The organism is Peribacillus sp. GL_122 (assembly GCF_057835005.1).
Genome location: NZ_CM174415.1, coordinates 3,599,628 through 3,623,798 on the forward strand (window position 1 = coordinate 3,599,628; position 24,171 = coordinate 3,623,798).

At 39.0% G+C, this 24,171-nt stretch carries 18 protein-coding genes, 1 other RNA gene and 1 riboswitch; of the genes, 1 reads left to right on the forward strand and 18 read right to left on the reverse strand.

The annotated features are described in order from the left end of the window. Positions 1-85 precede the first annotated feature (85 nt). The 6 genes from AC3ISB_RS17340 to AC3ISB_RS17365 all read right to left on the reverse strand — a co-directional run bounded on the left by AC3ISB_RS17340 (position 86) and on the right by AC3ISB_RS17365 (position 7,538). Positions 86-916: a sulfurtransferase gene (locus tag AC3ISB_RS17340; protein WP_480338702.1), complete on the reverse strand. Its 831-nt coding sequence runs from the start codon at positions 914-916 to the stop codon at positions 86-88. Between the two features lie 12 nt (positions 917-928). Continuing rightward, positions 929-1,690 carry a nucleotidyltransferase domain-containing protein gene (locus AC3ISB_RS17345; protein ID WP_489273781.1) on the reverse strand — a complete coding sequence of 254 codons (762 nt, stop codon included), beginning with the start codon at positions 1,688-1,690 and terminating at the stop codon, positions 929-931. A gap of 16 nt (positions 1,691-1,706) precedes the next feature. Continuing rightward, entirely contained in the window at positions 1,707-5,420 is a 3,714-nt protein-coding gene (locus tag AC3ISB_RS17350) for a dynamin family protein (RefSeq protein WP_489273782.1), read from the reverse strand. A 190-nt stretch (positions 5,421-5,610) separates the two neighbouring features. After that, the gene (locus AC3ISB_RS17355) at positions 5,611-5,775 is read right to left on the reverse strand and encodes a hypothetical protein (protein WP_179891026.1); all 165 of its coding nucleotides are present in this window, start codon (positions 5,773-5,775) and stop codon (positions 5,611-5,613) included. 144 nt (positions 5,776-5,919) lie between these two features. Next, complete coding sequence (locus AC3ISB_RS17360) at positions 5,920-6,450, reverse strand: isoprenylcysteine carboxyl methyltransferase family protein (RefSeq protein ID WP_144552456.1); 531 nt, start codon at positions 6,448-6,450, stop codon at positions 5,920-5,922. After that, positions 6,450-7,538, reverse strand: coding sequence for a type III polyketide synthase (locus tag AC3ISB_RS17365; RefSeq protein WP_141993532.1), 1,089 nt, complete (start codon positions 7,536-7,538; stop codon positions 6,450-6,452). The genes AC3ISB_RS17360 and AC3ISB_RS17365 overlap by 1 nt, the downstream gene beginning before the upstream one ends. Before the next feature lie 458 nt (positions 7,539-7,996). Here AC3ISB_RS17365 and AC3ISB_RS17370 point away from each other — a divergent pair, with 458 nt between their 5' ends. Beyond that, positions 7,997-8,497: a DinB family protein gene (locus AC3ISB_RS17370; RefSeq protein ID WP_489273783.1), complete on the forward strand. Its 501-nt coding sequence runs from the start codon at positions 7,997-7,999 to the stop codon at positions 8,495-8,497. A 981-nt stretch (positions 8,498-9,478) separates the two neighbouring features. Here the strand turns inward: AC3ISB_RS17370 and AC3ISB_RS17375 are convergent. The 12 genes from AC3ISB_RS17375 to AC3ISB_RS17430 all read right to left on the reverse strand — a co-directional run bounded on the left by AC3ISB_RS17375 (position 9,479) and on the right by AC3ISB_RS17430 (position 24,056). Continuing rightward, entirely contained in the window at positions 9,479-10,792 is a 1,314-nt protein-coding gene (locus AC3ISB_RS17375; RefSeq protein ID WP_141993534.1) for a nucleobase:cation symporter-2 family protein, read from the reverse strand. Next, entirely contained in the window at positions 10,785-11,384 is a 600-nt protein-coding gene (locus AC3ISB_RS17380; protein ID WP_489273784.1) for a xanthine phosphoribosyltransferase, read from the reverse strand. Before AC3ISB_RS17380 ends, AC3ISB_RS17375 begins: the two co-directional genes overlap by 8 nt. Before the next feature lie 161 nt (positions 11,385-11,545). After that, positions 11,546-11,647, reverse strand: a riboswitch (purine riboswitch). Positions 11,648-11,912: 265 nt separating this feature from the next. Then, positions 11,913-13,430 (reverse strand): carboxypeptidase M32, encoded by a 1,518-nt coding sequence (locus AC3ISB_RS17385; RefSeq protein ID WP_489273785.1) that lies wholly within the window; start codon positions 13,428-13,430, stop codon positions 11,913-11,915. A gap of 133 nt (positions 13,431-13,563) precedes the next feature. Further along, positions 13,564-15,480 (reverse strand): ATP-dependent DNA helicase, encoded by a 1,917-nt coding sequence (locus tag AC3ISB_RS17390; RefSeq protein ID WP_489273786.1) that lies wholly within the window; start codon positions 15,478-15,480, stop codon positions 13,564-13,566. 224 nt (positions 15,481-15,704) lie between these two features. Continuing rightward, entirely contained in the window at positions 15,705-15,905 is a 201-nt protein-coding gene (locus AC3ISB_RS17395) for a cold-shock protein (RefSeq protein ID WP_034307871.1), read from the reverse strand. A gap of 193 nt (positions 15,906-16,098) precedes the next feature. Continuing rightward, positions 16,099-17,247: a THUMP domain-containing class I SAM-dependent RNA methyltransferase gene (locus AC3ISB_RS17400; protein ID WP_480338699.1), complete on the reverse strand. Its 1,149-nt coding sequence runs from the start codon at positions 17,245-17,247 to the stop codon at positions 16,099-16,101. A gap of 644 nt (positions 17,248-17,891) precedes the next feature. After that, an RNA gene (gene rnpB, locus AC3ISB_RS17405) (RNase P RNA component class B) lies at positions 17,892-18,281 on the reverse strand. An 81-nt stretch (positions 18,282-18,362) separates the two neighbouring features. Next, complete coding sequence (gpsB, locus tag AC3ISB_RS17410) at positions 18,363-18,677, reverse strand: cell division regulator GpsB (RefSeq protein ID WP_098370729.1); 315 nt, start codon at positions 18,675-18,677, stop codon at positions 18,363-18,365. Positions 18,678-18,879: 202 nt separating this feature from the next. Then, on the reverse strand, positions 18,880-19,431 hold the full coding sequence (locus AC3ISB_RS17415) for an SLOG family protein (protein WP_098370730.1): 552 nt from the start codon (positions 19,429-19,431) through the stop codon (positions 18,880-18,882). A gap of 66 nt (positions 19,432-19,497) precedes the next feature. Next, on the reverse strand, positions 19,498-20,034 hold the full coding sequence (locus tag AC3ISB_RS17420) for a CotD family spore coat protein (protein WP_286176972.1): 537 nt from the start codon (positions 20,032-20,034) through the stop codon (positions 19,498-19,500). A gap of 452 nt (positions 20,035-20,486) precedes the next feature. Beyond that, positions 20,487-21,743 (reverse strand): ribonuclease H-like domain-containing protein, encoded by a 1,257-nt coding sequence (locus AC3ISB_RS17425; protein WP_098370731.1) that lies wholly within the window; start codon positions 21,741-21,743, stop codon positions 20,487-20,489. A gap of 36 nt (positions 21,744-21,779) precedes the next feature. Then, positions 21,780-24,056 (reverse strand): DEAD/DEAH box helicase, encoded by a 2,277-nt coding sequence (locus AC3ISB_RS17430; protein ID WP_480338698.1) that lies wholly within the window; start codon positions 24,054-24,056, stop codon positions 21,780-21,782. Positions 24,057-24,171: the final 115 nt, after the last annotated feature.

A 24,171-nucleotide genomic window follows, 5' to 3' on the forward strand; every position in this document is an offset into this window, starting at 1 on the left:
TAACACATTATCACCTCTATCATGATGTACTTCCATTTTAACATAACTGTCCCCTTTTTTAAGGATCGTTTAATTGGAAAAAATATTATTCAATTGGATTATCATCATACGAGATCCAGTCACTGAAACTGCCAATATAAATCTTCACATCTTTAAAGCCAGCTTCTTTCAGGGCGATATAATTGGGTGATGCCGTTACACCTGAACCGCAGTACACAATGATTTCCTTATCCTTACCGATGCCTGTAAAACTCGACTGAAGATCTTCCTTCTTTTTAAAATAGCCATTTTCGAGAACGTTCGTCCACACCTTATTTACTGCACCAGGTATATGTCCGGCTTTTTTATCAATCGGCTCCTCGATTCCCTCGTAGCGCTTAGATTCCCTTGAATCCATTAATACGAGATCGTCGTCAGGCCTATTCATAGTGTAATCCTTCACTGTTTGAAAAGATGCAAAAACGGACTCATTTAAATCGATATGATATTCTGTTGGCACATATTTCGTTTGATTCGAGTCAATTGGATAGCCATTATCCCTCCAGGCGCGAAAGCCCCCGTTAAGAACAAAAACTTTCTGATGCCCAAGATAGCTGAGCAGCCAGACAAACCTGGAAGCAAAAGAACCTTCCCCGCCATCATAAGCAATAAGTACCGTATCATTGGTTATTCCATTTGATTCCAATTTATATTTAAAGGTTTCCAGGTCAGGAAGAGGATGTCTTCCGCCATGTTCTTGAACCTGCCCCGATAAGTCCTTTTCAAGATCGAAATAAACAGCGCCGGAAATATGGTCTTTTTTGTATTCATTATACCCCGCATCAGGAGAACCTAGCTGAAAGCGGCAGTCACAAATTCTGATATCTTGAGAATTCAACATCGGCAACAGCTCTTCTTTTTCAATTATAAAACTCATCTGAAAAACCCCCTATTCCAAAATGGTCCAAATTAATTCATTAAGCTCCGTTTCCATCTTCTTTCCTTGATGTAGCCTAGTTATCTCATTCTTTAAGGAAAGTGATTTCCCTTCTATTATCGAAAGATTCTTTTCACTTTCATTGTTGCTTATATATTCCTCCATTTGTTTTGCTTTAAATATCCGGGTAATCCTGTCTTTCAATTCTTGATCAATTGAAACCAAATCAAGTAATTCCCATACCGACAAAGGTGGCAGCGAACCCAGTTGGATAATATATTCAAGGATTAAATACGAACGGTATACTTGTACCCATGTTTTTAGTTCTTTTCTTTCGGCCCCCCTTGTTTTTGTCAATTGTTGAAGATTGTCGCTCATCATCCGATAGTAATGGTGCCCCAGTGCCTTTTTGGAATAGCAATCAGCTATCAATCGATTCATCTTCCTATAATAATCCGGATGCGTAATCAACTTGATTCGCGACTGAAATAATTCAAATAGAGCAGGGTTACTTTTTAAGATAAGACGTGATGATTTAAATAAATCCCAGCCTTCCATGTCAAATAGGTCTTCTTTCATTTGAATGACTTCAACTGGCTGACTCAAGCTAAGGTATGAACGCTTATCATTATGAACATATATAAACCGAACATCGTAATCTGATTGGCCGGATGATAAACCAAAAGAATGGCTGCCAGTAACAGCAGCCATCAAAATGGTCATATCTTCTTTCTTTTCCAGGTATCTCAATCGTGAAATAAGGTTTTCTTTCATGAACGAGACCTCGTTTCTATTTTGAATGCATTTTAGCCAATTCCGCTACGGCATTTTCATAATACGGTAAATCGACCGTTTCCTCCAATGCTGCACGTAAACCTGCAAAGATATCCGATATTTCCGTCTTAAACTCTTTTTGAATCGCAAGTAACTCTTGATCGAGGACTTCATTATACATTTCGAAAATCCGTCCGCCCTGTTCTTTTACATATACAAGGGCAGGATCATCCAAACGCTTCTGAAGCCCTTCGCTCATTTTCGCTTTTTCATTTTTTTCAAAGAAAGATTTTGGATTCTTAAATAATGCCAATTCCTTTTTGAATTCCCCCGTATCTAATTGGGCAAAAGCTCCTGTAAATTCAAGGGACTCCCTCTCATTAGGTTCATATGGCTGTAATGAAAGGTTTCTTCTTATTTTTTGCATTTGCAAAAGCAAACTGCTTTGTTTCTCATTCAGTAATTTATTTACGAACATTTCCGTCCTTAAAGCCGTTGCCCGCATTTCCTGGGCAAGGTCAAAGCCTAAAGCATCCAATAAGTTCTTCATAGATTGCTTGAGGACAATTTTCAGATCGCCTCCATCATCCTTTAAAACAGCCGGATTGAACGATTCTTTGAAGAAATCATTAAACCGGAAGAAGACCCGTTGTTTACTATAAAAAGTCAATTCGTCTATCTCTTTTTTCAAACGTTGCTTTTCGGCATCCCCTTTAATGACTGAGAGCAGTTCCGAAATGGACTGTGCCTCATGAGAAAGGGTCTCCAGTGCATTTCGTTTCGCTTTCTCATCCTGCCTTGAAGCTGTAATTACATCTCGTAGCAGTTCTTCGGTTCTTTTTACAGCAGCTTGAGCCGATTCAATCGCAAGTCCCGTTAAATCGTTTTCTATGAAAGAATCGAATTGACCTTGGAATTCCGAGATTCCGCTATTAGGAAGGAACGAATGCTTAAATGAACCAGGCGTTTGTTTTTCCATCAATGCTCCCTTACTCGTAAGCGGGAACAGTTTTGGAAAACGGATTCCGAATCCATTCAATTGATCTGTGACATAATCCATCACTTCGTCCAATTCGTCAGTGGTTTGTGCCAGATCGACGGCATTGACGATGAAAAACATCTTATCCATAGCGAAAGAATCTTTCACACGTCCAAGTTGTATCAAGAACTCCCTGTCTGCCCGTGAAAATGGGTGATTATAATAGGTCACAAATAGGATGGCGTCCGAATTCTTAATATATTCGAAAGCTGCTCCTGTATGTCGTGCATTTATTGAATCGGCCCCAGGTGTGTCAACAAGGACCATCCCCTGCTTAGTCATTTCACAGTCATAACGCAATTCAATCAGATCAACAAGACATGACTTGGACTCTTCTGCAGCAAAACGTTTAAATCCTTCAAGATCTACCGTAACCACATTTCCTAAATCATTTTGGTGCTCCGGCAGCCCTTGATGAAAAGCCCTTAGAAAGGATAAATGCGTTTTCCCCTTATCAACTTCCCCCGCCTTGGCAATGATTTGTCCTGCCAGTTGAAGTGCTTCATCTAGAGTTTTTGCCGATTTATCAAAAGCTGCCAAGGCCAGGCTTACATCTTCCAACAGCATCGCTTCCGTCTTTAATTTGACGGTTGCCGTTCCATGTGGATGCTCAGCGTCTGAAGACATGATTTTGTTGATTGCGGCAGTTGTTGGATTTGGTGAAACAGGAAGGACGCTTTCTCCCATCAACGCATTGGCAAAGGAAGATTTACCCGCACTGAATGCACCGAAAAGCGCAACCGTGAACGTCTGCTGTTCCAAGCGATTTGCCTTCTCTTTCAATTCTTTATAAAGTGATTGAAACCCTCTCAAAGGTTGAATTAGCTTGGCAGCCTGTTGTAAACTCGTTGCAGTCTCCATCAGCTTTTCTTTTCCGCGTAAATCAGTAGCATCAGATGAAGAAACAGTCACGGAAGGTACAGCTTCCTTGTTTTCTTTATCATGATCCGTTTCAAGTTGTTCGTTGACGGACCTTGAATTACTTCCTGTATCGGTTTTCATGATTTTGACTGTAATATTTTTTTCCTCTTCATTCCATTGAGTTAAAAGCATATCGATATCGCGCTCTTCGACTAATGATTCAGTTTGATGAGCAATGGCTTCTAATCGTTCCGTTTGGTACTCGATTTCCGCGTTCATCGCAGCAGTAACTTTAAGGGCTTCCGCAAATTCGGAAAAACCTTCAAGTTCCTTATCGATGGATATGGACTGCTGTTCTACTATCCCTTCCATAACGGTAACCATATTATTCAAAAATCCTTCTGATACATCACGTGCTTTCTTTTTGATGGCTGATGCCAAGTCATTCGTATAGTTTAAAACGTATTCACCCGTAATATCTACTTGAGGCTTCAAAGAGTTTTTTATGTAAGATTCCGTTACCTCGATCTGAAGTGCCTGAGCCTTACTTTCAAGTGTTGAATCATGAATCTCCGCTTGGTTAAGCGTTTTAACGGCTAGTTCTTTAAGATGCCATTCAAGCTGGGTCTTCACCTTTTCTTGTAAATCGGTCAAAAACGCCTTAATACGTGCCTCACGTTCGGCATCCGTTTTTTTCTTGGCAAATAATAGACCCATTTTAAAGTCCGGCTGAGCCGATTCCAAGAAAGATTTACCTAGGTCCCGTGTTGCCGCGGGCATGATGTATGCACCTTTCAAAATGGTTTCTAATGCATCAGCATATTGGACCTTGATTTCCTCTATACGTCCAGTTAATGATTTTTTTTCCTTCAATAGGCTGTCCACCTGATTCGTCAGGTGTATTCGCTCTTCATATGGAAGTTCTGATAATACTTCAAAATCATCGGCATGTTCCTCTTCATACTGCTCTTTCAGCCAATTAAGATGCCTTTCGACCAGGGCATTAGCCGATTGCATGATGGCATCTTTCCCATCATTTAGACCTTTGCCCGCAATATCAGATATGAATTGCTTGACCACTTCTATTTCATTTTCAGGATTGTTCAAGTCTCTTACGGATGTATAAAAAATACCATCAGGATATACATTCCAGTTCGCAAATGCCTCAGAAACGGAAAGCTTGAAGTCTTGAAAGCTAAGCTCGTTCTCATCATGCTTATCTATCATATTGATAATTAAGTATGTCGGTTTTTCAGCCTCTAACAATTCTTTCGTGAATAGGAAGTTCACTTCTGATTGGACGTGATTGTAGTCCATGACATAGAATACTACATCAGCTAGATGCAAGGCAGATTCCGTAGAAACTCTATGTGCATCGTCTGTCGAATCAATTCCTGGCGTATCCATGATCGCGCATGAATCCGGCAGTGAAAAATCATTGGAACTTATCGTTATTGCCGATACTGAATCTCCATCCTTGGCAAATTTCTTGACCTCTTTAAAATCATAAGGTGCAGGAAATAAGACTGGTGGTTGATGATGGTAAAAGACTTTGGCATAGTCTTCCCCTTTTTGGACTTTTACCGTATTTGCACTTGTTGGAATCGGGCTTGAAGGCAATACTTGATCACCGAGGAAAAAGTTGATCATACTAGATTTCCCCGCTGAAAAATGCCCGCAAAAAGCAATGATGAACTCTTCATTATTCACTTTCATGATTAACTGTTTTAGTTTATCCGCATTTCCTGTATCACCTGCCGATTGAAATTTCTCATACATGGCAGTCAAAATCCCCAATTTGGACTGTTGCTTTAATGTTTCTTGAATCATGAATCCATACCCCTTAATCTATCGTCATTTTGATATTCTTATTGTAAACGATTTCGTTTGTTATTCATACCATCAGCTTTATTTTTACTATATGATTCATTACTGGCCATGTTCAAAAAAAAACCACCGATTGGTGGATTCATGCAGTTTTATTCATATTGACTTTGAATGCAAAAAAAAACCAGGATGTTTACCTGGTTGTAGGGGTGGGGTTAAAAGCAGTTCGGTTTTCCATTGGTGACTCGGTATAAGGTTTTACAGCCTTTGCCGGTTTTTGAATATTATTCAATACATGTTTCATCACAAAACCATATGTAGCGATTGTCAATAAAATGAATACCCAAACCATTACCAACACCATCCTCTTATATATTGATTAGCTTTTAGTTATTAGTTATTAAAATAAATTTATCGAAATCCGAATGAGAATAATTTTCATCTTCATTTAGAATCTTATCACGAACGATAATCGTTTTCAATAAGAAATTAACATTTTTTATTATTTTCCCTTAAAAACCGTAGAATATTCCGTATGTTCCTTTAATGCTTTCTCTTCCAATGGGATTCTTACCGTCATCATCCAAACATTCAATAAACTAAAGATGACAGCAGTATAATATGCATTGAATAATAAAGAAATAACTATTATCTCAGTTGCCACTATGATATAGTTCGGATGTTTGAAATATTTATAGGGACCTTTAATGACTACATCGGCATCAGGAACCACTATGATTTTTGTATTCCAATGTTTTCCCAATGAACGGATTACCCAAATCCTGCCTGACTGTGCTATTAGAAAAAGGGTCAGCCAAATTGGCCAAAGTCCAGACACATCCCTTTCAAGCACGACCACTTCAATAATGAGAACAATAAAAAAACTAAGGTGCATTAGAACCATCCAACTGTAATGGGACTCACCATATTCCACTGCTCCTGCAGCCTTTAACTGTTTTTCATTTTGTTTGGCGATATATAATTCAAACATGCGCTGTATAGCGATCAAAATAATGAAAATGGCAAAGATCATCACTTCCACCTCATTAACACAAGTTCAGACGAAAACCCAGGCCCCAATGCAGCAGCCAAGCCCACCTCATCTTTATTCCCGCCACGCTGCATGAACCTCTCCAGGACGTACAAAATAGTTGCTGAGGACATATTACCAAATTCCCTCAATACGCTCATTGACTCTGCCGTCATGCTTTCATCGAACCCGAGGGCTTCGTGATAAGCATCAATTACTTTTTTGCCTCCAGGATGAGCAATGAAATCTTTTATATCACTGAGATCGAATCCATTCTCCATTAAGAACTCTTGAACATTCGGTTTAAGCCAATCTTTGATGATTGTAGGGATATCTTTTGAAAAAATCACATATAAACCTTGATCTTTAACATCCCAACCCATTACATCCAATGAATTCGGCATTAGCGTGGATTGCGAATTCAAAAATTGCAGATGTCTTGCTTTTTTGGAAAATTGCTCATCAGGCACCTCATCACCGCAAACCAAAACACAGCTTACTCCATCAGAAAATAAAGAAGTTCCAATTAAATTGCTTTTGGAGATATCATTCCTTTGAAATGTCAGACTGCATAACTCCACACATAAAACAATGACCTTCGCCGTGGGGTATGCTTGGCAATATTCAAATGCACGCGATAGGCCACTTGCTCCCCCTGCACAGCCAAGTCCCCAAATCGGAATCCTTTTAGCATGCGGGCTAAATGGAAGTTCATTCATTATCCTGGCATCAATGGTCGGGGTAGCAATACCCGTGCTTGAGATAAAGAAGAAAGCATCTAGCTCGTTTGCCTGCAGTTCTTCTTTTAAAAATTCTGTGTTGGCTAAGCATTTTTCTATAGCTTCTTTCCCAAACTTGACTGCCTGTTGAATATATAAATCATTCCGATCAGCAAAAGAATGATCCTCTTTAAACCAATCAAGATCATTAGAAAAATATCGATTTTCCACTTGTCCATTCTTAAAGGCTTTAAGTAACCGTTCTATATTCTTAAATGAGGCTCCAAATATTTCTCTCGAAAATTCCATGATTTTCTCCTGAGAAAGTAAATGTGGCAGCTTTATATGTGATGCAGATAATAAATACGGCATGATTGCACCCCTTATTATTCATGATATGGTTAATATACCCACCAGGATATCAATTATGCCCTATCGATAAACGGTCATATTTATTGATGGTTCAGAATATTTTTTCTTTTTTCTTAAAAAACTAGATGAAAAAGACTAAGAAATTGATAACATAGAGAACATGATCATACAAGCGGAGGAACGAAAATGGAATCAACGCTATAATCACAATAGTGTTAAATGGAACCATCGTGGCCGTTAAGTCCGTTATTCCTTTCTCTTTAAACATAGGCTCTGTTAAAGGATGTTGTTGATTTTCTTGATGAACTAACGGGGCAGGTTAGTTGAAGATTGCTTTGACCTTTGTTCAACAATTGGGCCATTTAGTTGAAGATCTCATAAGATAAGTAATAATATTTAAAGGAATAATTCATTCTGATAAAGAATATTAAAAAACGTGATGATAAGGAGGCGATTGTATGGCAAATCATGTAGAAAATCTATATAACTATCATGTATGGGCAAATCAACGGATTATTGATCATCTTAAGACACTTTCTCCTGAGAAATATCAAAAGGAAATGAAAAGTGTCTTTTCTTCTGTTTCAAAGGTTTTATCTCATCTCTATTTGGTGGAATATGGATGGCTTAATACCCTCGAGGGTCAGAGTATGAATGAAGCAATGCAATCTTCATTTCAAATTCAAGAAAAGATTGAGAAAATGCCCATTGAAGACTTAGAAACGGAATTTCACACTTTAACATCTCGGTTTAAATCCTTTTTGAACAGACAGGAAGATATGGAAAGGAGAATAATGTTGGATAATCCATGGGCAGGATTAAGAGAAACAAGTATATCTGAAATGGTCTTACACGTTGTGAATCATGGAACCTATCATAGAGGGAATATTTCAGCTATGTTACATCAGTTGGGTGATTCTTCAGTTATGACTGATTATGCTTTTTATTGGTATTCTTGAAATGTTATTCATTATAAATAGGCAAGAGAAGAGTAATCCATTTTTTCTTCAAAAAGGTGACGTTAGTTGAGGATCGAGAGATGTTTACACAGATCTTTCTTTGAGCTAACGAATAACTTTAATCAAACAATAGTTGATCCAAAGTAATCTCACTCTTCTACGATATTTAACATTACCAGCAAGAATAAGTTAATTGCCTCCACAATACCGGCTAATATGAGCTTCTTGCTTATTCAAGAAAAGGGCGCGATTCTTTAATGAACTAACAGGTGCGGATGCACTAAAGAAGACCACTTATTAGGTGGTCTCTTTTATTTGTTCAAAAATCAACATTAATCTTTAACAAAGCCTAAACATAAAACAGCCTTTCGAACAGGAATCCAGATTCTAGCATCTCACCTTCTAACGGCATGCAAAACATGCTTTCACCTAAATTGCTCATGCATCCCCGTTTGTTCACTCAATCATTATTCTCCCACGGATATCCCCTGTCATGCCAATATGGACGCCCAAAATGTATGGGTTTCATGAAGCAATCCATCTACCCATGTCATTAAAAGGCGTAGGTACTCCTCATATCATCTTGATGATCGAAATGTAATCATGAAATATTAAACCCCCTTACCTAAAATCGGTAAGGGGGCGCTTTCATTCTTCTTTCTTTACAGAAGATTGATTTTGAACTTGAATAATGATATTTTGAAACTCCTCTTTTCCACAAACGCTGCACCTAAACTCCTGGCTTAAAATGGTTCGACAATGAATACAATATTTTTTCTCCATCCCTATCACTACTTTCCTGAACATATACTATCAATATATTCAAAAAGTGAAGAGAGTTTCCTTTTATCTGACAAAACTCCAATTTCATTATCAATGATTTGCTTCGGCATAAATGAAAAAATGCCTAAAATCCTCATCACCTGAGGATTTTGGGCATTAAATGGTTGAATCTATCAAGTTTACCGAATCTATTTTTAATCAGGCTACTTTTTGCCCTTCAATACGAGCTTCCTTCACTTTCCCTTTTGTAGGGACGATGTTAAAGACGATATTCAAGAAAATGGCTGTCAAACTTCCGGCTACAATACCGTTTTCCGTTAAGATTTGAAAGCTTTCCGGAATTTGCGCAAATAGTTCAGGAACGACCGTCACACCAAGTCCCATACCTACTGAACAAGCGATGATCAATAAATTTTCTTGAGAAGCAAAATCCACTTTGCTCAACATCTTAATTCCAGCGGCAATTACCATCCCGAACATTGCAACCATTGCACCGCCAAGCACGGAGGAAGGAATAATCGTCGTGAATGCACCAATTTTAGGAACAAATCCTATGAAAATGAGAATGCCCGCTGTTGTGTATATGACATTCCTTGTTTTAATGCCTGACAATTGAATCAATCCGACATTTTGTGAAAATGCCGTATACGGAAACGAATTAAATAAACCGCCAATCATGATGGCCAGACCTTCAGCACGATATCCGCGAGCCAGATCGTCTTCTGATATCTCTTTATCCGTGATTTCACCAAGGGCATAATAAACACCAGTCGATTCCACCAAGCTGACGATCGCCACCAATGTCATCGTAATGATCGCCGTGACGTTAAATGTCGGCGCTCCAAAGTAGAAAAAATGAGGCATATGCAGCCAAGTGGCACTGACCACTGAGCTAAAATCCACTTTTCCAAGGAAGAAAGCTGCAAATGTTCCGACTAACAGCCCCAATAAAATAGAAATGGAGCGTACGAATCCCGATGAGAATTTATACATGAATATAATGAATAACAAAGTTCCAAAACCAAGAGCTACATTATTCAAGTCTCCAAAATCAGCAGCACCTTGACCTCCACCAAGATTGTTGATGGCAACAGGAATGAGCGTTATGCCAATAATCAAAACGACCGATCCAGTGACAATGGGTGGGAAAAACCTTGCCAGTTTTCCGAAGAATTTACTAATGATAACGACGATCAATCCCGACACCAATATAGATCCATAAATGGAGTTGATTCCATATTGCGTACCAATTGCAATCATCGGGCTAACTGCTGTGAATGTACAGCCTAGGACGACCGGAAGCCCAATTCCAAAGAATTTATTTTTCCACACTTGCAATAAAGTTGCTATCCCGCACATCAAAATGTCTATTGAAACTAAATAAGTCAACTGCGCTGCAGTCAATCCCAGCGCCCCACCGACAATCAATGGAATGACGACTGCACCGGCATACATGGCAAGGACATGTTGTAATCCTAAGGAAGCAACCTTTAAAGGTGATTGATTAGACATTGACGGTTGCTCCTTCCATTTCCTCGGCGAACGTAATCTCACCGAATTTCAACTCAGCAATCCTCGCAAGTGATTCGACTTGAAAACCTTGTTCCCTAAGATCCTTACCACCACTTTGGAATGCCTTTTCAATCACGATGCCGATTCCGGCCACTTCTGCTCCAACCTGCCTACAGATTTCCACCAAGCCCCTGGCTGCCTGACCGACCGCAAGGAAGTCATCGATGATCAAAACCTTATCTCCAGCTTCAATATATTTATTGGAAACCGTAATAGTATTGGTTTCTTTTTTTGTAAAGGAATGAACGGACGCGGACACTAAATCATTTGTTAAAGTAAGTGATTTACGTTTACGGGCAAAAATTAGCGGAACTTCCAATTCCAACGCGGCCATCAAACCAGGTCCAATGCCTGAAGATTCAATCGTCAGCACTTTCGTTATTTCCTTTAGTTCGAAACGTTTTACGAATTCTTTACCAATTTCTTTCATTAGTATAGGATCCATTTGATGATTTAAGAATGAATCTACTTTTAAGATATCTTCTGATAAAGCTTGACCCTCGGACAAGATTTTTTCCTTTAAAAGTTGCATGAAGGTTCCTCCCAAAGTTGGATGATTATTGACCCATAAACCACGCAATCATTTCCCGGCATATAAAAAAGCCCAAGAAACATTGCGACACTTTTTTGGAGTGAAGCAATACTTCTTGGGCATGAATGAAAAATGAATCAGCAAAAGCCTTCATTATGCAACAAGATCTATTACTCACCCATAGTCGAATTATTTACGGTAATCCGGTAGAAACTTGCAGGCCATATCCCTGCTATTATACGAGTGAAACTTTATATTTTATTAATATATGAATTATAACAACGCTGGCTCTATTTGAAAAGTAATTTTTGATAAAAACCGAACTTTCATTTAAAAAATTAAATCATCATTCGTATTATTAGAAAATTGCGAAATCACAAAGCCTAAATAACAGGGATTTTCCTCTCAAAAAGAAAAAATCACTCCATCTTCATGTTCCATTTACTGGTATCATACACGTCACTTTTGTAGCGACCCATAAAAAAGAAGAAGGTCTTGGCATTTAAACCAAGTCCTTCTTCTATTAATTCATTTGATTTTATAAACTTCTTTATATTTATTTTCAAGATACGTTATTAAATACTGAACATTCAGGCCCTCTCCTGTCGTTTCTTTCAAAATCTCAAGAGGCTTTTTTGTTTTTCCGTATTTATGTATCTTTTCATTAAGCCATTTCCTAATTGGAGCAATATCACCCGCTTCCAACAGGCCATCAAAATCAGGCAAATCTTTAAGCATCGATTGCTTGATTTGGGCTGCATACATATATCCCAATGCATAAGAAGGGAAATAACCAAAGCTGCCATCTGCCCAGTGCACATCTTGCAACACGCCCATGGCATCATTTTCGGGCACAATTCCCAAATAATCCTTGTATTTTTCATTCCAGACTTCCGGTAAATCCTTCACTTCAAGTTCTCCATTAAAGAGAGCCTTTTCCAGTTCATACCGAATCATAATATGTAGAGGATACGTCAGTTCATCTGCTTCAATACGGATGAACGATGGTTTTGATTCGTTAATTCCCCGGTAAAATTCATCCAGTGTCACATCATTGAATTGTTCGGGAGCATATTCTTTTAATAAGGAGAATTTATTTTTCCAGAAGCTATGGTTCCGTCCAATGAAGTTTTCGAAAAACAATGATTGTGATTCATGGATTCCCATTGATGTCCCGCCATCGAGAAGTGTTCCAGTTAATTCTTCGGCGATATTCTGCTCATAAATGGCATGTCCGCATTCATGGATGGTACCAAAGATTGCCCCCCTAAAATCATTTTCATCGTATCGGGTCGTCACCCGGACATCGCCCCTGTTTATTCTAATTTCAAAAGGGTGAACTGTTTCATCCAGCCTGCCAGCCTTGAAATCGTATCCTAGCTGTTTTAAAATTTCCAAGTTAAGTTGATGCTGTTTTTCTTTTGGAAATTCTTTATAAAGGAACGCTGTTTCAGGTCTATGTTCGCTTTCGGCAATCTGTTTTACCAATGGAACGATCCTCGCCCGAAGCTCACTGAATACGCTGTCAAGTATATCTACGGTCATGCCAGGTTCATACATATCTAAAAGGGTATTATATTTCGTCCCTTCATATCCCCAGTACTCTACGAACCTACGGGTATAAGCTACAATTTGCTCCAGATAAGGTTGAAATAATGAAAAATCAGCTTTTTCCCTTGCCTCTTCCCATGCACTTTCAGAACGCGATTGTAAAATGACGAATTCCTTATATTCTTTGGCAGGAATTTTCTTATTCCTTTCAAACTCTTTTTTACACTCTTGTACCATTTTATTCGTCGTTTCACTAAGAGTGGCTTTCTCCAGCGAAAGTTCTGCAATGAAGGATTCCATTTCTTTACTTGTGCTCATATTAAACACCTCGGAGGAAAGCACGCCGATAACTTCGGAACGCTGCTCACCTCCCTGTTTCGGTGCACCTGTACGCAAATCCCAAAAAATTAACGCGAGAGCTTCATTATAGGCCGAGATTTTCTTTACATATTCTCTAAACTCTTTTTCTATCAGATCTATACCCTTTTTTTTCATATTCACTGCTCCTTCCAACTACACTTTACCATATTATACAAAAATCTTTCATATCAGAACCACTTCGATTAATAAATTAAAATAAAATAAGAGCCAAGGGGCACCTTGGCTCTTATTTTGGATTGGACTTTAGTTAAAGCGTTACAGGAAGAATGGATACTATCTTCTCTTTCACCTGTTCCGAAAGATCCTTTTCAGTCAAAATCTGGACTGTTCCCGAATCATTGCTCGTCCTGATCAATCGCCCTATTCCCTGGCGCAACCGAAGGAGCATGTATGGAAGATCCACTTCTTCGAATGCGTCGGTAACCGAGTTGCGTTTGGCCTCGAAAACTGGATCGCGTGGCGGGAATGGAAGTGAGTGTATCACTACATTTTGTAATGAAGGACCTGGAACATCAAGCCCTTCCCATAAATGATAGGAGAAAAGGACAGATTGCTCATCCTCTTGGAACTTCTTAACAAGCTCGCTGATTTCCGCTTCCCCTTCAAAATAAAATGGATAAGAAGATATTGGGCAGTTTTCCTTGAACCAATGCAACTCTTCTTTCGAATGAAATAACACTAGTGTTCGACCTTCATTTTCCTCGATTGTCTTCATCGTATATTGAAGTTTTGCCATTTGATCTCCATTTTCGAAGACCGGCATGTTCATTTTCATGACTTCATCGTAATCAAATGGTGATTCAACGGAGAAGCTGTCATACTTTTCTATCCCTAAACTATCTGCAATATATTGGAAGGATTTATTATCCGATAATGTTGCAGATGAAAAAATGTAAGGGATTTTTTTAGAGAATACCTGTTCAGACAAAATATCCTGTACAAGCCTTGGCATGATGACCAATGTTTTGGTCATTTCATTTTCTTCAAACCAGGAAACGGCCTGTTCATCCTTCACAAATAGAGAAAGGGAGTAGCCCAGCTGCTCTAAATATTCTTCCGTCACTTTTAAATCATAGTCATTGATCGTGTACATTTCCGCTTCAAAAACAAGGTTCTCCTCTAACTCTTCAACCTTTTTGTGAAGCTTTTGAGCGAAGCTTGTAATTTCTTTGGACATCGGAATTTCATAACGATTAGATCCGCTGACATGTATCGCCTTTTCATCCAACAAATCAAAAAATTCTTCATTGATATCAATTAAATCCTCAATGATGTATAACGTTTCTTCACGAACCTGATTGGCTGTAAGCAATTCTAAAACCGAAGCAAGGGTCTGTTCCCCAACTTTATAAGTTAAAGCCTTTTGAGCAGCAAACTCTAATAGGTGACCTTCATCAAAGACAACGCAGCTATGATCAGGCAGCAATGGTAACTGTCCTTCTCGCTTACGCTTTTCCTTAGTCCATACATGCTCCATGAAGAAGTCATGTGAACAAATGATCAAATCACTTGATTTTCGGTAGTGGTCCCGTGATAGGGTTTGCCCACAACGATGGCGTTTATCACAAGTAAAACAGTTTTGGAGCTGATCCCAGCCAACTTTAGACCAGTCTTCATCATTTAAATATGGATACTGTTTACGGTCCCCATACGCTGTATAGGCGTTCATGGATGAGTTATCATGGACAAACTTGGGAAGTTCATCATATAGCTGATCTATTCCCTCTGAATCTTCATGATTCACTGCGTAATCCAATTTCTTAAGACATACATATTGATCGTGATACTTGGCAAGCCTAACATCCACTTCAATACCTAAAGCATTCTTGATTTTTTGGATGTCGCCTTCCTCTTTGACAAGCTGTTCAATCAACGTTTCATCCGCACATGAAATAATTGCAGGTTTATTCGTATATCTCGCATAACAAATCGCATATAGTAAATAGACCAAAGTCTTACCGGTCCCTACCCCTGCTTCAGCAAAACTTACATTCTTTTCTTTAAAGGCTTTTTCTAACTGAAAAGCCATGAAGATTTGTTCGTCACGCAGCTCAAATCCTTTTTCGGGAAGAATATCGTAAAAAACATCACCGATCCATTCTGAAAGCTTATCGTAAAAAGAATCTTCCTTTGTTACCGAAAAAGGCAGTGTTTTAAGCATCATGGTCTCCCCTTTTATCTATCATCAGTATATAGTATCCGAATCATTACTTATCTAGGCAAAAGTATATTATCCTTTATTTCATATTAATAGTCAAGATATTTACCAACCATCAGAAATGAAGCGTATTATGTCTGTTTTTCTATGTATGCTGCCTGGTTGCCCGATTCGTAAAATAAAAGACAGGCTCCAAAAGAGAGCCTGTCTGTAAATAATATAGGGTTGAATTAAGCTTTGTTTACGTTTGATGCTTGTGGTCCACGTTGACCTTGTTCTACATCAAATGTAACGTCTTGGCCTTCTTCAAGTGTTTTGAAACCTTCGCCTTGGATAGCTGAGAAATGTACGAATACATCGTCTCCACCTTCACGTTCGATGAATCCAAAACCTTTTTCTGCGTTAAACCATTTTACTTTACCTTGTTCCATTTTTGTTGCCTCCTAGTGTGTTCTCCACACATTATATTACTATCCTTGCTCAAAAGAATATTAAGGTATTCCTTAAATCTGAACAAAAATAATTCATTATTAGAATAACAGAAAAGGAAATGATAAGCAAGACTGGAACCTATTATGAATAAATCGTCCTGACCAACAAAATCCTCCGCTATATTCTACCTACTTATTCACCTTGAGGCTGTCTTGGCGGCCTTTTCCCCCAATATTGATAAAGGTCAGCACGGATGAAACCATTGAACAATTTCCTTTTTTTCGTTGCAGGCTTACCGTAATGCTGTTCGAAGTCAGGATTTGAGGTAATCATGTATACTGACCATGTATCAAGCTTCTTGAAGGCTTGACCCATTTCTCTATACATCTGCTCAACCTCTTTTTTCTCACCAAGACGTTCTCCATAAGGCGGGTTCCCGACAATGACACCATACTCTTTCCTTGTCGAGATATCCCTCACCTGCATTTGTTTGAATTCAATCAGATCACTAAGACCCGCTTCAAAACTATTCGCTTTAGCTATATCGACCATTCGATGGTCAATATCACAACCGGTTATGTCCAAGTACTGATCATAATCGGCTAAATCTTCAGCCTCAATCCGTGCTTCATCCCAAACCTTGCTGTCCATCCATGCCCAGGTTTCAGATACGAATTCCCTGTTAAACCCAGGTGCTATGTTCTGCCCAATTAAGGCTGCCTCGATGGGAATCGTTCCAGATCCACAAAATGGATCTATGAAAGGTTTATCCGGTTTCCAATTGGTCAGCATGATCAAGGCAGCCGCCAATGTTTCTTTAAGGGGTGCCTCCCCCTGCCCTGTCCGATATCCCCGTTTATGCAAACCTGCACCTGAAGTATCTATGGTAAGTGTCACTACATCTTTTAAAATAGACACTTCAATTTTAAACAAAGGACCAGTCTCTGCAAACCAAGACACTTGCTTATATTTACTTTTCAATCTATCAACAATCGCCTTTTTGACAATAGCCTGACAATCAGGGACACTGTAAAGCTTTGACTTAACGGATTTTCCACTCACAGGGAACTCTACATCGGCTGATAAGTAATCTTCCCAATTCAATGCCTTTGTTTTTTCAAACAACTCATCAAATGAATATGCTTTAAATTCCGCGACTTTAATTTTCACCCTATCGGCACTGCGCAGCCATAAATTAGAGCGGGCAATGGCGGATTGGTCGCCTTTATATGTGATTTTACCATTTTCGACTTGACAATCGTAACCAAGATCCCTAACCTCCTTGGCAACAATTGATTCCAATCCCATTGCTGATGTTGCGATAATATCGAATTGTTTCATTAATCTTGCACCTTCTTTCCATTAATCCAAATCAATGGCACCTTTTCCCGAATTTCTTCATTTATGTATTTAAGAATCAGGCATTGATTTTTTACATGTAAACCTTATTTAAAAGGTCCACCGCTTTTTTATATTTCAGTTAGAATTCTTCATTGTTTGCTTAGCTTATTTCATGATCATGTAGCGAGAACATTCAATAATTAAATACAGCACTACTCAATTATCCATGTACCTTAAGATACACGCTGCAATCATATGATTGAAATCATCAAAACCAATTATGTATGCTTCCCATTCATTAGCCTGAAATTTGAAGTTTTCCGTCTTGATACCTTCATTTTAGGGTTAACAGAAGAGTTAAGGAACCTTTAAAAATAGGATACCCAGAATCAAGGAAATGCTTTACATTCCGACACTATTTTTTAAAACGTTACCGACTGACTTCATTCAAGCCCATTTTTCTTTCCGCTTGACACTTTTCGAAATGGAATGAAAAACTTGCCAAGTTCTTAGTTTAACACAGCGGTGTTTCAGAAAACGAAAAATAAATGGAAATGCCCAATCTTTTTATAATCAGGCAATCTCCATAAACAAAAACTCCCCTTTTAAAAGGAGAGTTGTGCTTTTGGTGTAATATGATAACGTTCTGTAAGCCATGTTTTGTTCCTCAGTACTGCAAGCGACTCGCGTCTCGTACTTCGGCGGTAATCATCTATCTACAGAAGCATATGCTTCTGTCCTTCTCCTCGTTCAATTCCAAGGAAGAAAGCGCCCCTACCATTAATTTGGGTTTCTCGCTCGTGGGGTTTACCTCGTTCCACCCTTTACATTTCTGTAAAGGCTACGTCACTGTGGCACTTTTATAGGTATTCATGCCATATCCAAAAGGACTTAGGCATTTTCCCAGCCGTCAGCAATCCAAGATTGCTGCCCAAGCTTATTTTTTCGCCAGGCACGAACACTACGGACATCGCAGTCCGTGCGAGCATGGACTTTCCTCTACTGCATAAATGCAGCAGCAATTACCCAAACGTTAACATAACATAATTGATTATACTCCATTACTCATGAAAAAACAATACCAAAATAATTTTCACTTTTTACAATGCAAAATCTCAGTCAAAAAGCTTGTTACCAAAAACATGCTTTTCCAAGTTGGATAACCGTTTAAGGATATCAAAGTTAGTGGTTCCCGGAGTGGCACTTGGAGCAGGTTGATTTGGACGTTTTGTACTCTCTTCGGCGGCTTGTTTTTTCAATTTAAGATTTTCTTGTTTAAGATCTTCGATTTCCTGATGGAACACTTCATAATCTTTAATGATCAGATCCAGGAATTGATCCACATCTTCAGGTTTATAACCGCGCATGGCTGTTTTAAAATCTTTTTCAAGAATATCTTTAGCCGTTAATTTTATCTTATCGGATAGCATAAGACTTCACCTCAATACTTTCGCCAATACAATCGACTTTTTATTATTTTTTCAAATCTGCTTGGGTTTGTCAACGAAACACCATTTTGTATGCATACTGTTTAGTGAACGATATGTATTCCCATTAAATCTGTATCTAAATTTCATAATAATATGATTATGCTTTAGAAACAACTTTTAATCCATAATTATTTTCACTCCATCATTCTTCGGACCAGCTCGCTTCTTCAGCAGCCAGTTGCAGATCATCAAAGTTTATCTGAAAGATGGGGTATGGCTGTGTTTCAGCTTTTTTCATCGCCTCGAAATAAGGATATCGGGATGATCCTTCTTTTTCAGCTTCGAAAATGATGAGCATGGCATCGCTTTTATGGACCATATACCTATTTTTGATTTTCAGCTGTTGTGGCCCTTCATATGGTTTATTGAAAATGGACTCAACAAAATCGGCACGGGCCAATATGGATCGGTAATAGTCTTGATTCGTCTCGTTCCATGACTCTTCCTGTTTCAGGAAAGGAGTAAGCACCCCTAATTTAAGCTGAGGATATTCCTCCTGTAATTCGAACACCACTTCTGCACCCCATAGTTCCGTACCCAATTGACCTGAGATGATCACCCATTCCAGCCCATCTTCCGCCAATGGAAGGAGACGCTGCTTCATCGCTTTCTTTATATATTTTACGGCTTCATGGTCATTTTTGAATATCCCGAATTCAAAAGCCTTATAGCCCGTCATATACAAAACCTTCATCGCTTGGCTAATCTCCTTTTAACATGATCTTATGTAAGAAAACAAGGGCTTATAAGCCCTTATTTTTTAATATCCGAAATGACCAGGCGGACAGCATGGGTTTTGCGGCGGCCTTCCACAAATCAAGTGTTGATTATAGCACTCGTTCACCACGGATTGAGTATGCGGGAAATAATGTTTAAACGTGTTCACATGTTTATTGACATTTGTAGTATGTGATGGATGAACGACAGGAATCACTGTGTTCGATACATTCGTATTGACAAATTGCTGTGTCGGAGAGACTTGCGCTGGGGCAACTTGAGATGGAGATGTTTGTGTTGGACCATATTGCGCTGGAGACACAGCCGATGGACCATATTGCGCTGGAGACACAGCCGATGGACCATATTGCGCTGGAGACACAGCCGATGGACTATAGGCTCCCATTACGTTAGACTTTTTACCGGTTGACGCTCCCATTACGTTGTGAGGGTGTTTACCGGTTGACGCTCCCATTACGTGGTGGGGGTGTTTACCGGTTGATGCGCCCATAACTCCAGGTGCGTTCCCGTATGCTCCCATTACATTGGGTTTATTTCCTCCACAATTACGAAAATACATTATAATACGTCCCCTTTCATCATGATAAGTTTTGTCTTACCATTACAGACTATGAAAAAAAGGGGATACGTGTACTGATGAAATGACCTAATTATACAGAATAAGTATAAAACGATGTATGGCTGTCGATAAGTACACTATTATATTAATGCTATCCCTTCAAATGTACTGAGGGTAATTTTCTATAAAAAGGAATAGAGACTGTCTTTTAATGAAGTAAATAAAACAATTGTTAAACAAAGGACAACAAAAAATAGAAATAAAGTCGTTTTATACATTTCTTCGCTCCGCTTTCACCTTGAATTTATGATGTAAAGGAATGAAATGAACGCTTCAGAATTTCACCCTCAACTCTTTCCATTTTACACATAATAGTTGAAGGCTACAATAATTGTATACATATTTTTTATTTTAATCCTTTTGCACTAAAAGACCAATTCAATTCCCATATATTATATAGAAATACCCTTAGATTGCTCTTTCTTTTCGAGCCGATGGATCCTCTTTTCCAATTCCGATTGTTTTTTCCCTGGCAGGGTCCCTTCGCTCACCATCTCTTGAAGTGCGATTATTGAACATTTTAGAGCAAGACCGACGTCCTTAAATTGATGTTCATATAATTTTGCACATTCAATCTGTGCCTGTATCCTTATTTGCACATTTCCTTTTAAGGCGGCTTCCTTCCAAATCTCCAAAGCTTCATTGAATAGTTTTTGCTTCTTTTTCTGGAAGGCTAAGGCATGGCCAGCGATTATCCGATCTTCCTCATTTCCTGCTTCCAATATTTTTTGATATGTCTCAACTGACTCCTCTTTTTTTCCCAAATAAGCGAGCCATCGTGCAATTTCCATGGACTCTTCCGTATATCCATCGATTTGGAGGATTTTTCGGGATAAATGAATATACAATGTGATCAGTGATAAGATATCCAATTCATTATGCTTCATGATTCCAAACAGAATTTCCGGATTCTTCCGCTCAACAAAATCAAAATAAATCATCGGCGCCAAATATCCAGGAATATCATCCTCCCTATAAACACCTAGAATATCTGTTTCAACTGCTGATAATTTCACTCGTTCCAATTTGTTTTTCCAAAGGCGTCTTGAAGCATGATATAAATCGAAATGTCCGAATTCCGGTAGTTTTGGTACATGCTCTTTTATCAAGGTATGTCTGGTTTTTAGCTGGGGCCAATCAAAGGATTTACCATTATATGTGACAAGTGTTTCGTAATTGATGTTTTCCAGAAAGCTTTGATAAAGCGGGATTTCACTTCCAGGCTGCGGAAGGATATGTTGCTTCACGACTACTTCTTCACCTTCTAAATATGCATAGCCAAGTAAAAAAATGGTATTGCCGGCTCCACCTCCAAGCCCTGTTGTTTCCGTATCGAAGAAAAACAGATCTTCACTTTTAACGCCCCTAGCGGATAGTGGATGCTCCAATGAAGTTTGATTCCACTCTTTTACAACCTTTTTCAGCTCGGAAAATGCATATAACCCGTGTTTGTGATTTATAGGGTAGCGGACTTCCCTAATGAAACAATAGTCACCATCGAAATGAAAGGAAACGGTATCATTCTCCAGCCACTTTTCATAGTAAGGAATTTCTTCATTCACTGTCTGGTCATCTTCTTTTACAGGAGTAGGATGTTCCCCTAGGTTCATATGCGTTTTCATACGGTTCAATTTATTTTTTAAGGACATAAAATTACACCTCTTTTCACTTATCACTGTAATCTATTAATGTTTTTGCTTACAAAATTGACCCAATAATTGTTTGGCATCACTCTTGGCTGTTTTCGTTGCGGATTCCGTCCCGATACAGGAAGGACAGCCGCTTTCACAAGCGCAATTTTCGATCATTGATATTGTTTCAAGCAGAATGACTTCAGAGTTTTCATATACTTTATCACTTAACCCTATGCCTCCCGGATAACTATCATAGATAAAAATGGTCGGTTTTTCATTATGTGCTGCCTTAACCTGCGGATAAACATGAATATCATGCGGATCGCACATAACATGTAGCGGAATCATGTAATTAAGAGCATGGGAGGCACCTATCATTCCTTGTTCTATCCGATTTTCGTCCCACTTAAATATATCGGGATCCATGGAAAGCATGGCTGAACTCGTGTGCAGTTCCATCTCCGGGAGACTGATTGGTCCTGAACCAATATTCTCATGAGTTTCGAATTTGATTTTTTTGAAGATCGTAGGCATCGCCCGGATTGCGACATCACCAAAAGCAGCTGCTGTGGAAGCGAAAGTTCGCTGTTTATCGACTTCCAATACAGACAACTGAACAGCAAGGTTGGCATCCGTATAATAGTCCACATTGACTTCACGTACATAAGCTTTCTTTTCATCCCAATCAAGTTCTTCCACCTGAAATTGAATTCCCTGGTGCAAATAGATGGCTTCATCGTGGAGGAGGGTCATTGCACTGAACGTATCCATTTCCCCTATGACCCGATTAACCGGTGCATTCGTTTGGTCGATGATCACGACATTTTCCTGTGCCGCTGAACGCAGGCTGATATTGCTTGCGGGAAAAGCATCATTCATCCAATGCCATTTGTCCCCATTTAAGTGTAAGACCCTTTCTTCCGTAAGGAATTCAAGAACGTCCATAATCTCTGTTTTCCCAAAGGTATCGCCTTTTTTAAATGGAAGCTCATATGCTGCACATTTTACATGATCAACCAAGATCAAAAGATTATCCGGATTGATTCTGGCAGTTTCTGGATTTCTGGTAAAGAAATATTCGGGATGCTGTACGATATATTGATCTAGGGCACTAGAACTGCCGACCATGACGATCAATGCTTCACCATGCCTTCTACCTGCTCGTCCCGCCTGTTGCCAAGCACTCGATATGGATCCAGGGTAACCAGTCATTATGCAAACCTGAAGCTGGCCGATATCGACGCCCAACTCAAGCGCATTTGTGGAAACCACTCCATAAATGGAACCATCCCTGAGTCCTTGTTCAATTTCTCTGCGCTGTGTTGGCAGATATCCACCGCGATAGCCCCTGATCGACTTTGGCCCCAATTGCTTTGACACAAGTTCCTGTAAATATGTCAATAGAATTTCCACACGAACCCTGCTTCGCGCAAAAACGATTGTTTGAATTTTATTTTTCAAAAATTCATTTGCCAGTTTCCGGACTTCCAAAACCGCGCTCCTTCGTATGTTCAGCGGTTTATTTACTATTGGGGGATTGTAAAACACAAAATGCTTTTTACCACTTGGGGCTCCGTTATTATCGATTAGGACCATTTGTTTTTCCGTGAGCTCTTCTGCCAACTCTTTTGGGTTATTGATCGTAGCCGATGTACAGATGAATACAGGGTCGCTTCCATAAAACTTGCAGATCCTTTTTAACCTTCTTATGACGTTGGCTGTATGACTTCCGAAAACGCCGCGGTAAATATGAAGTTCATCGATTACCACATACTTCAAGTTTTCAAACAAAGAGACCCATTTCGTATGATGGGGCAGGATTCCGGAATGGAGCATATCAGGATTGGTGATCACGATATGCCCTGCCTGGCGGATTTTTTGCCTGATATTTGAAGGTGTGTCCCCATCGTATGTATAACTATTTATCTCAGCATCCATTTCATGAATCATTTCATTCAATTCGCTCTTTTGATCATAACTCAGCGCTTTTGTCGGAAAAATATAAAGCGCCCTAGTTTTTTTATCTTCCAGTATTTTTTGAAGGACCGGCAAATTATAGCATAATGTTTTTCCAGAAGCAGTAGGTGTGACCGCTACAAGGCTATTCCCACCGACAGCAGTATCAAATGCAGTTGCCTGATGGGTATACAATCCATTTATCCCCCGTAATTCAAGAGCATGCTTGATTTTATCATTCATTGCATCGGGAAATGGTACATGTTTTGCCTCTTTTGCTTCAATTACTTGCCAATGTGCTATATTATCTTTAAAATCCTCATTTGTTTTTAAATCATTGATGACTTCTTGTAAATTTTTTCGCAGTTTCATATGACCACCTCATACTCCTATTCTACCGAATGAACGTTCTATGCAAAAGGGAAACTATTTCCTTTTCAAAAAAAAAAAGCTGGAAACGTCACCATCTCGTTTCCAGCTCGGTCTT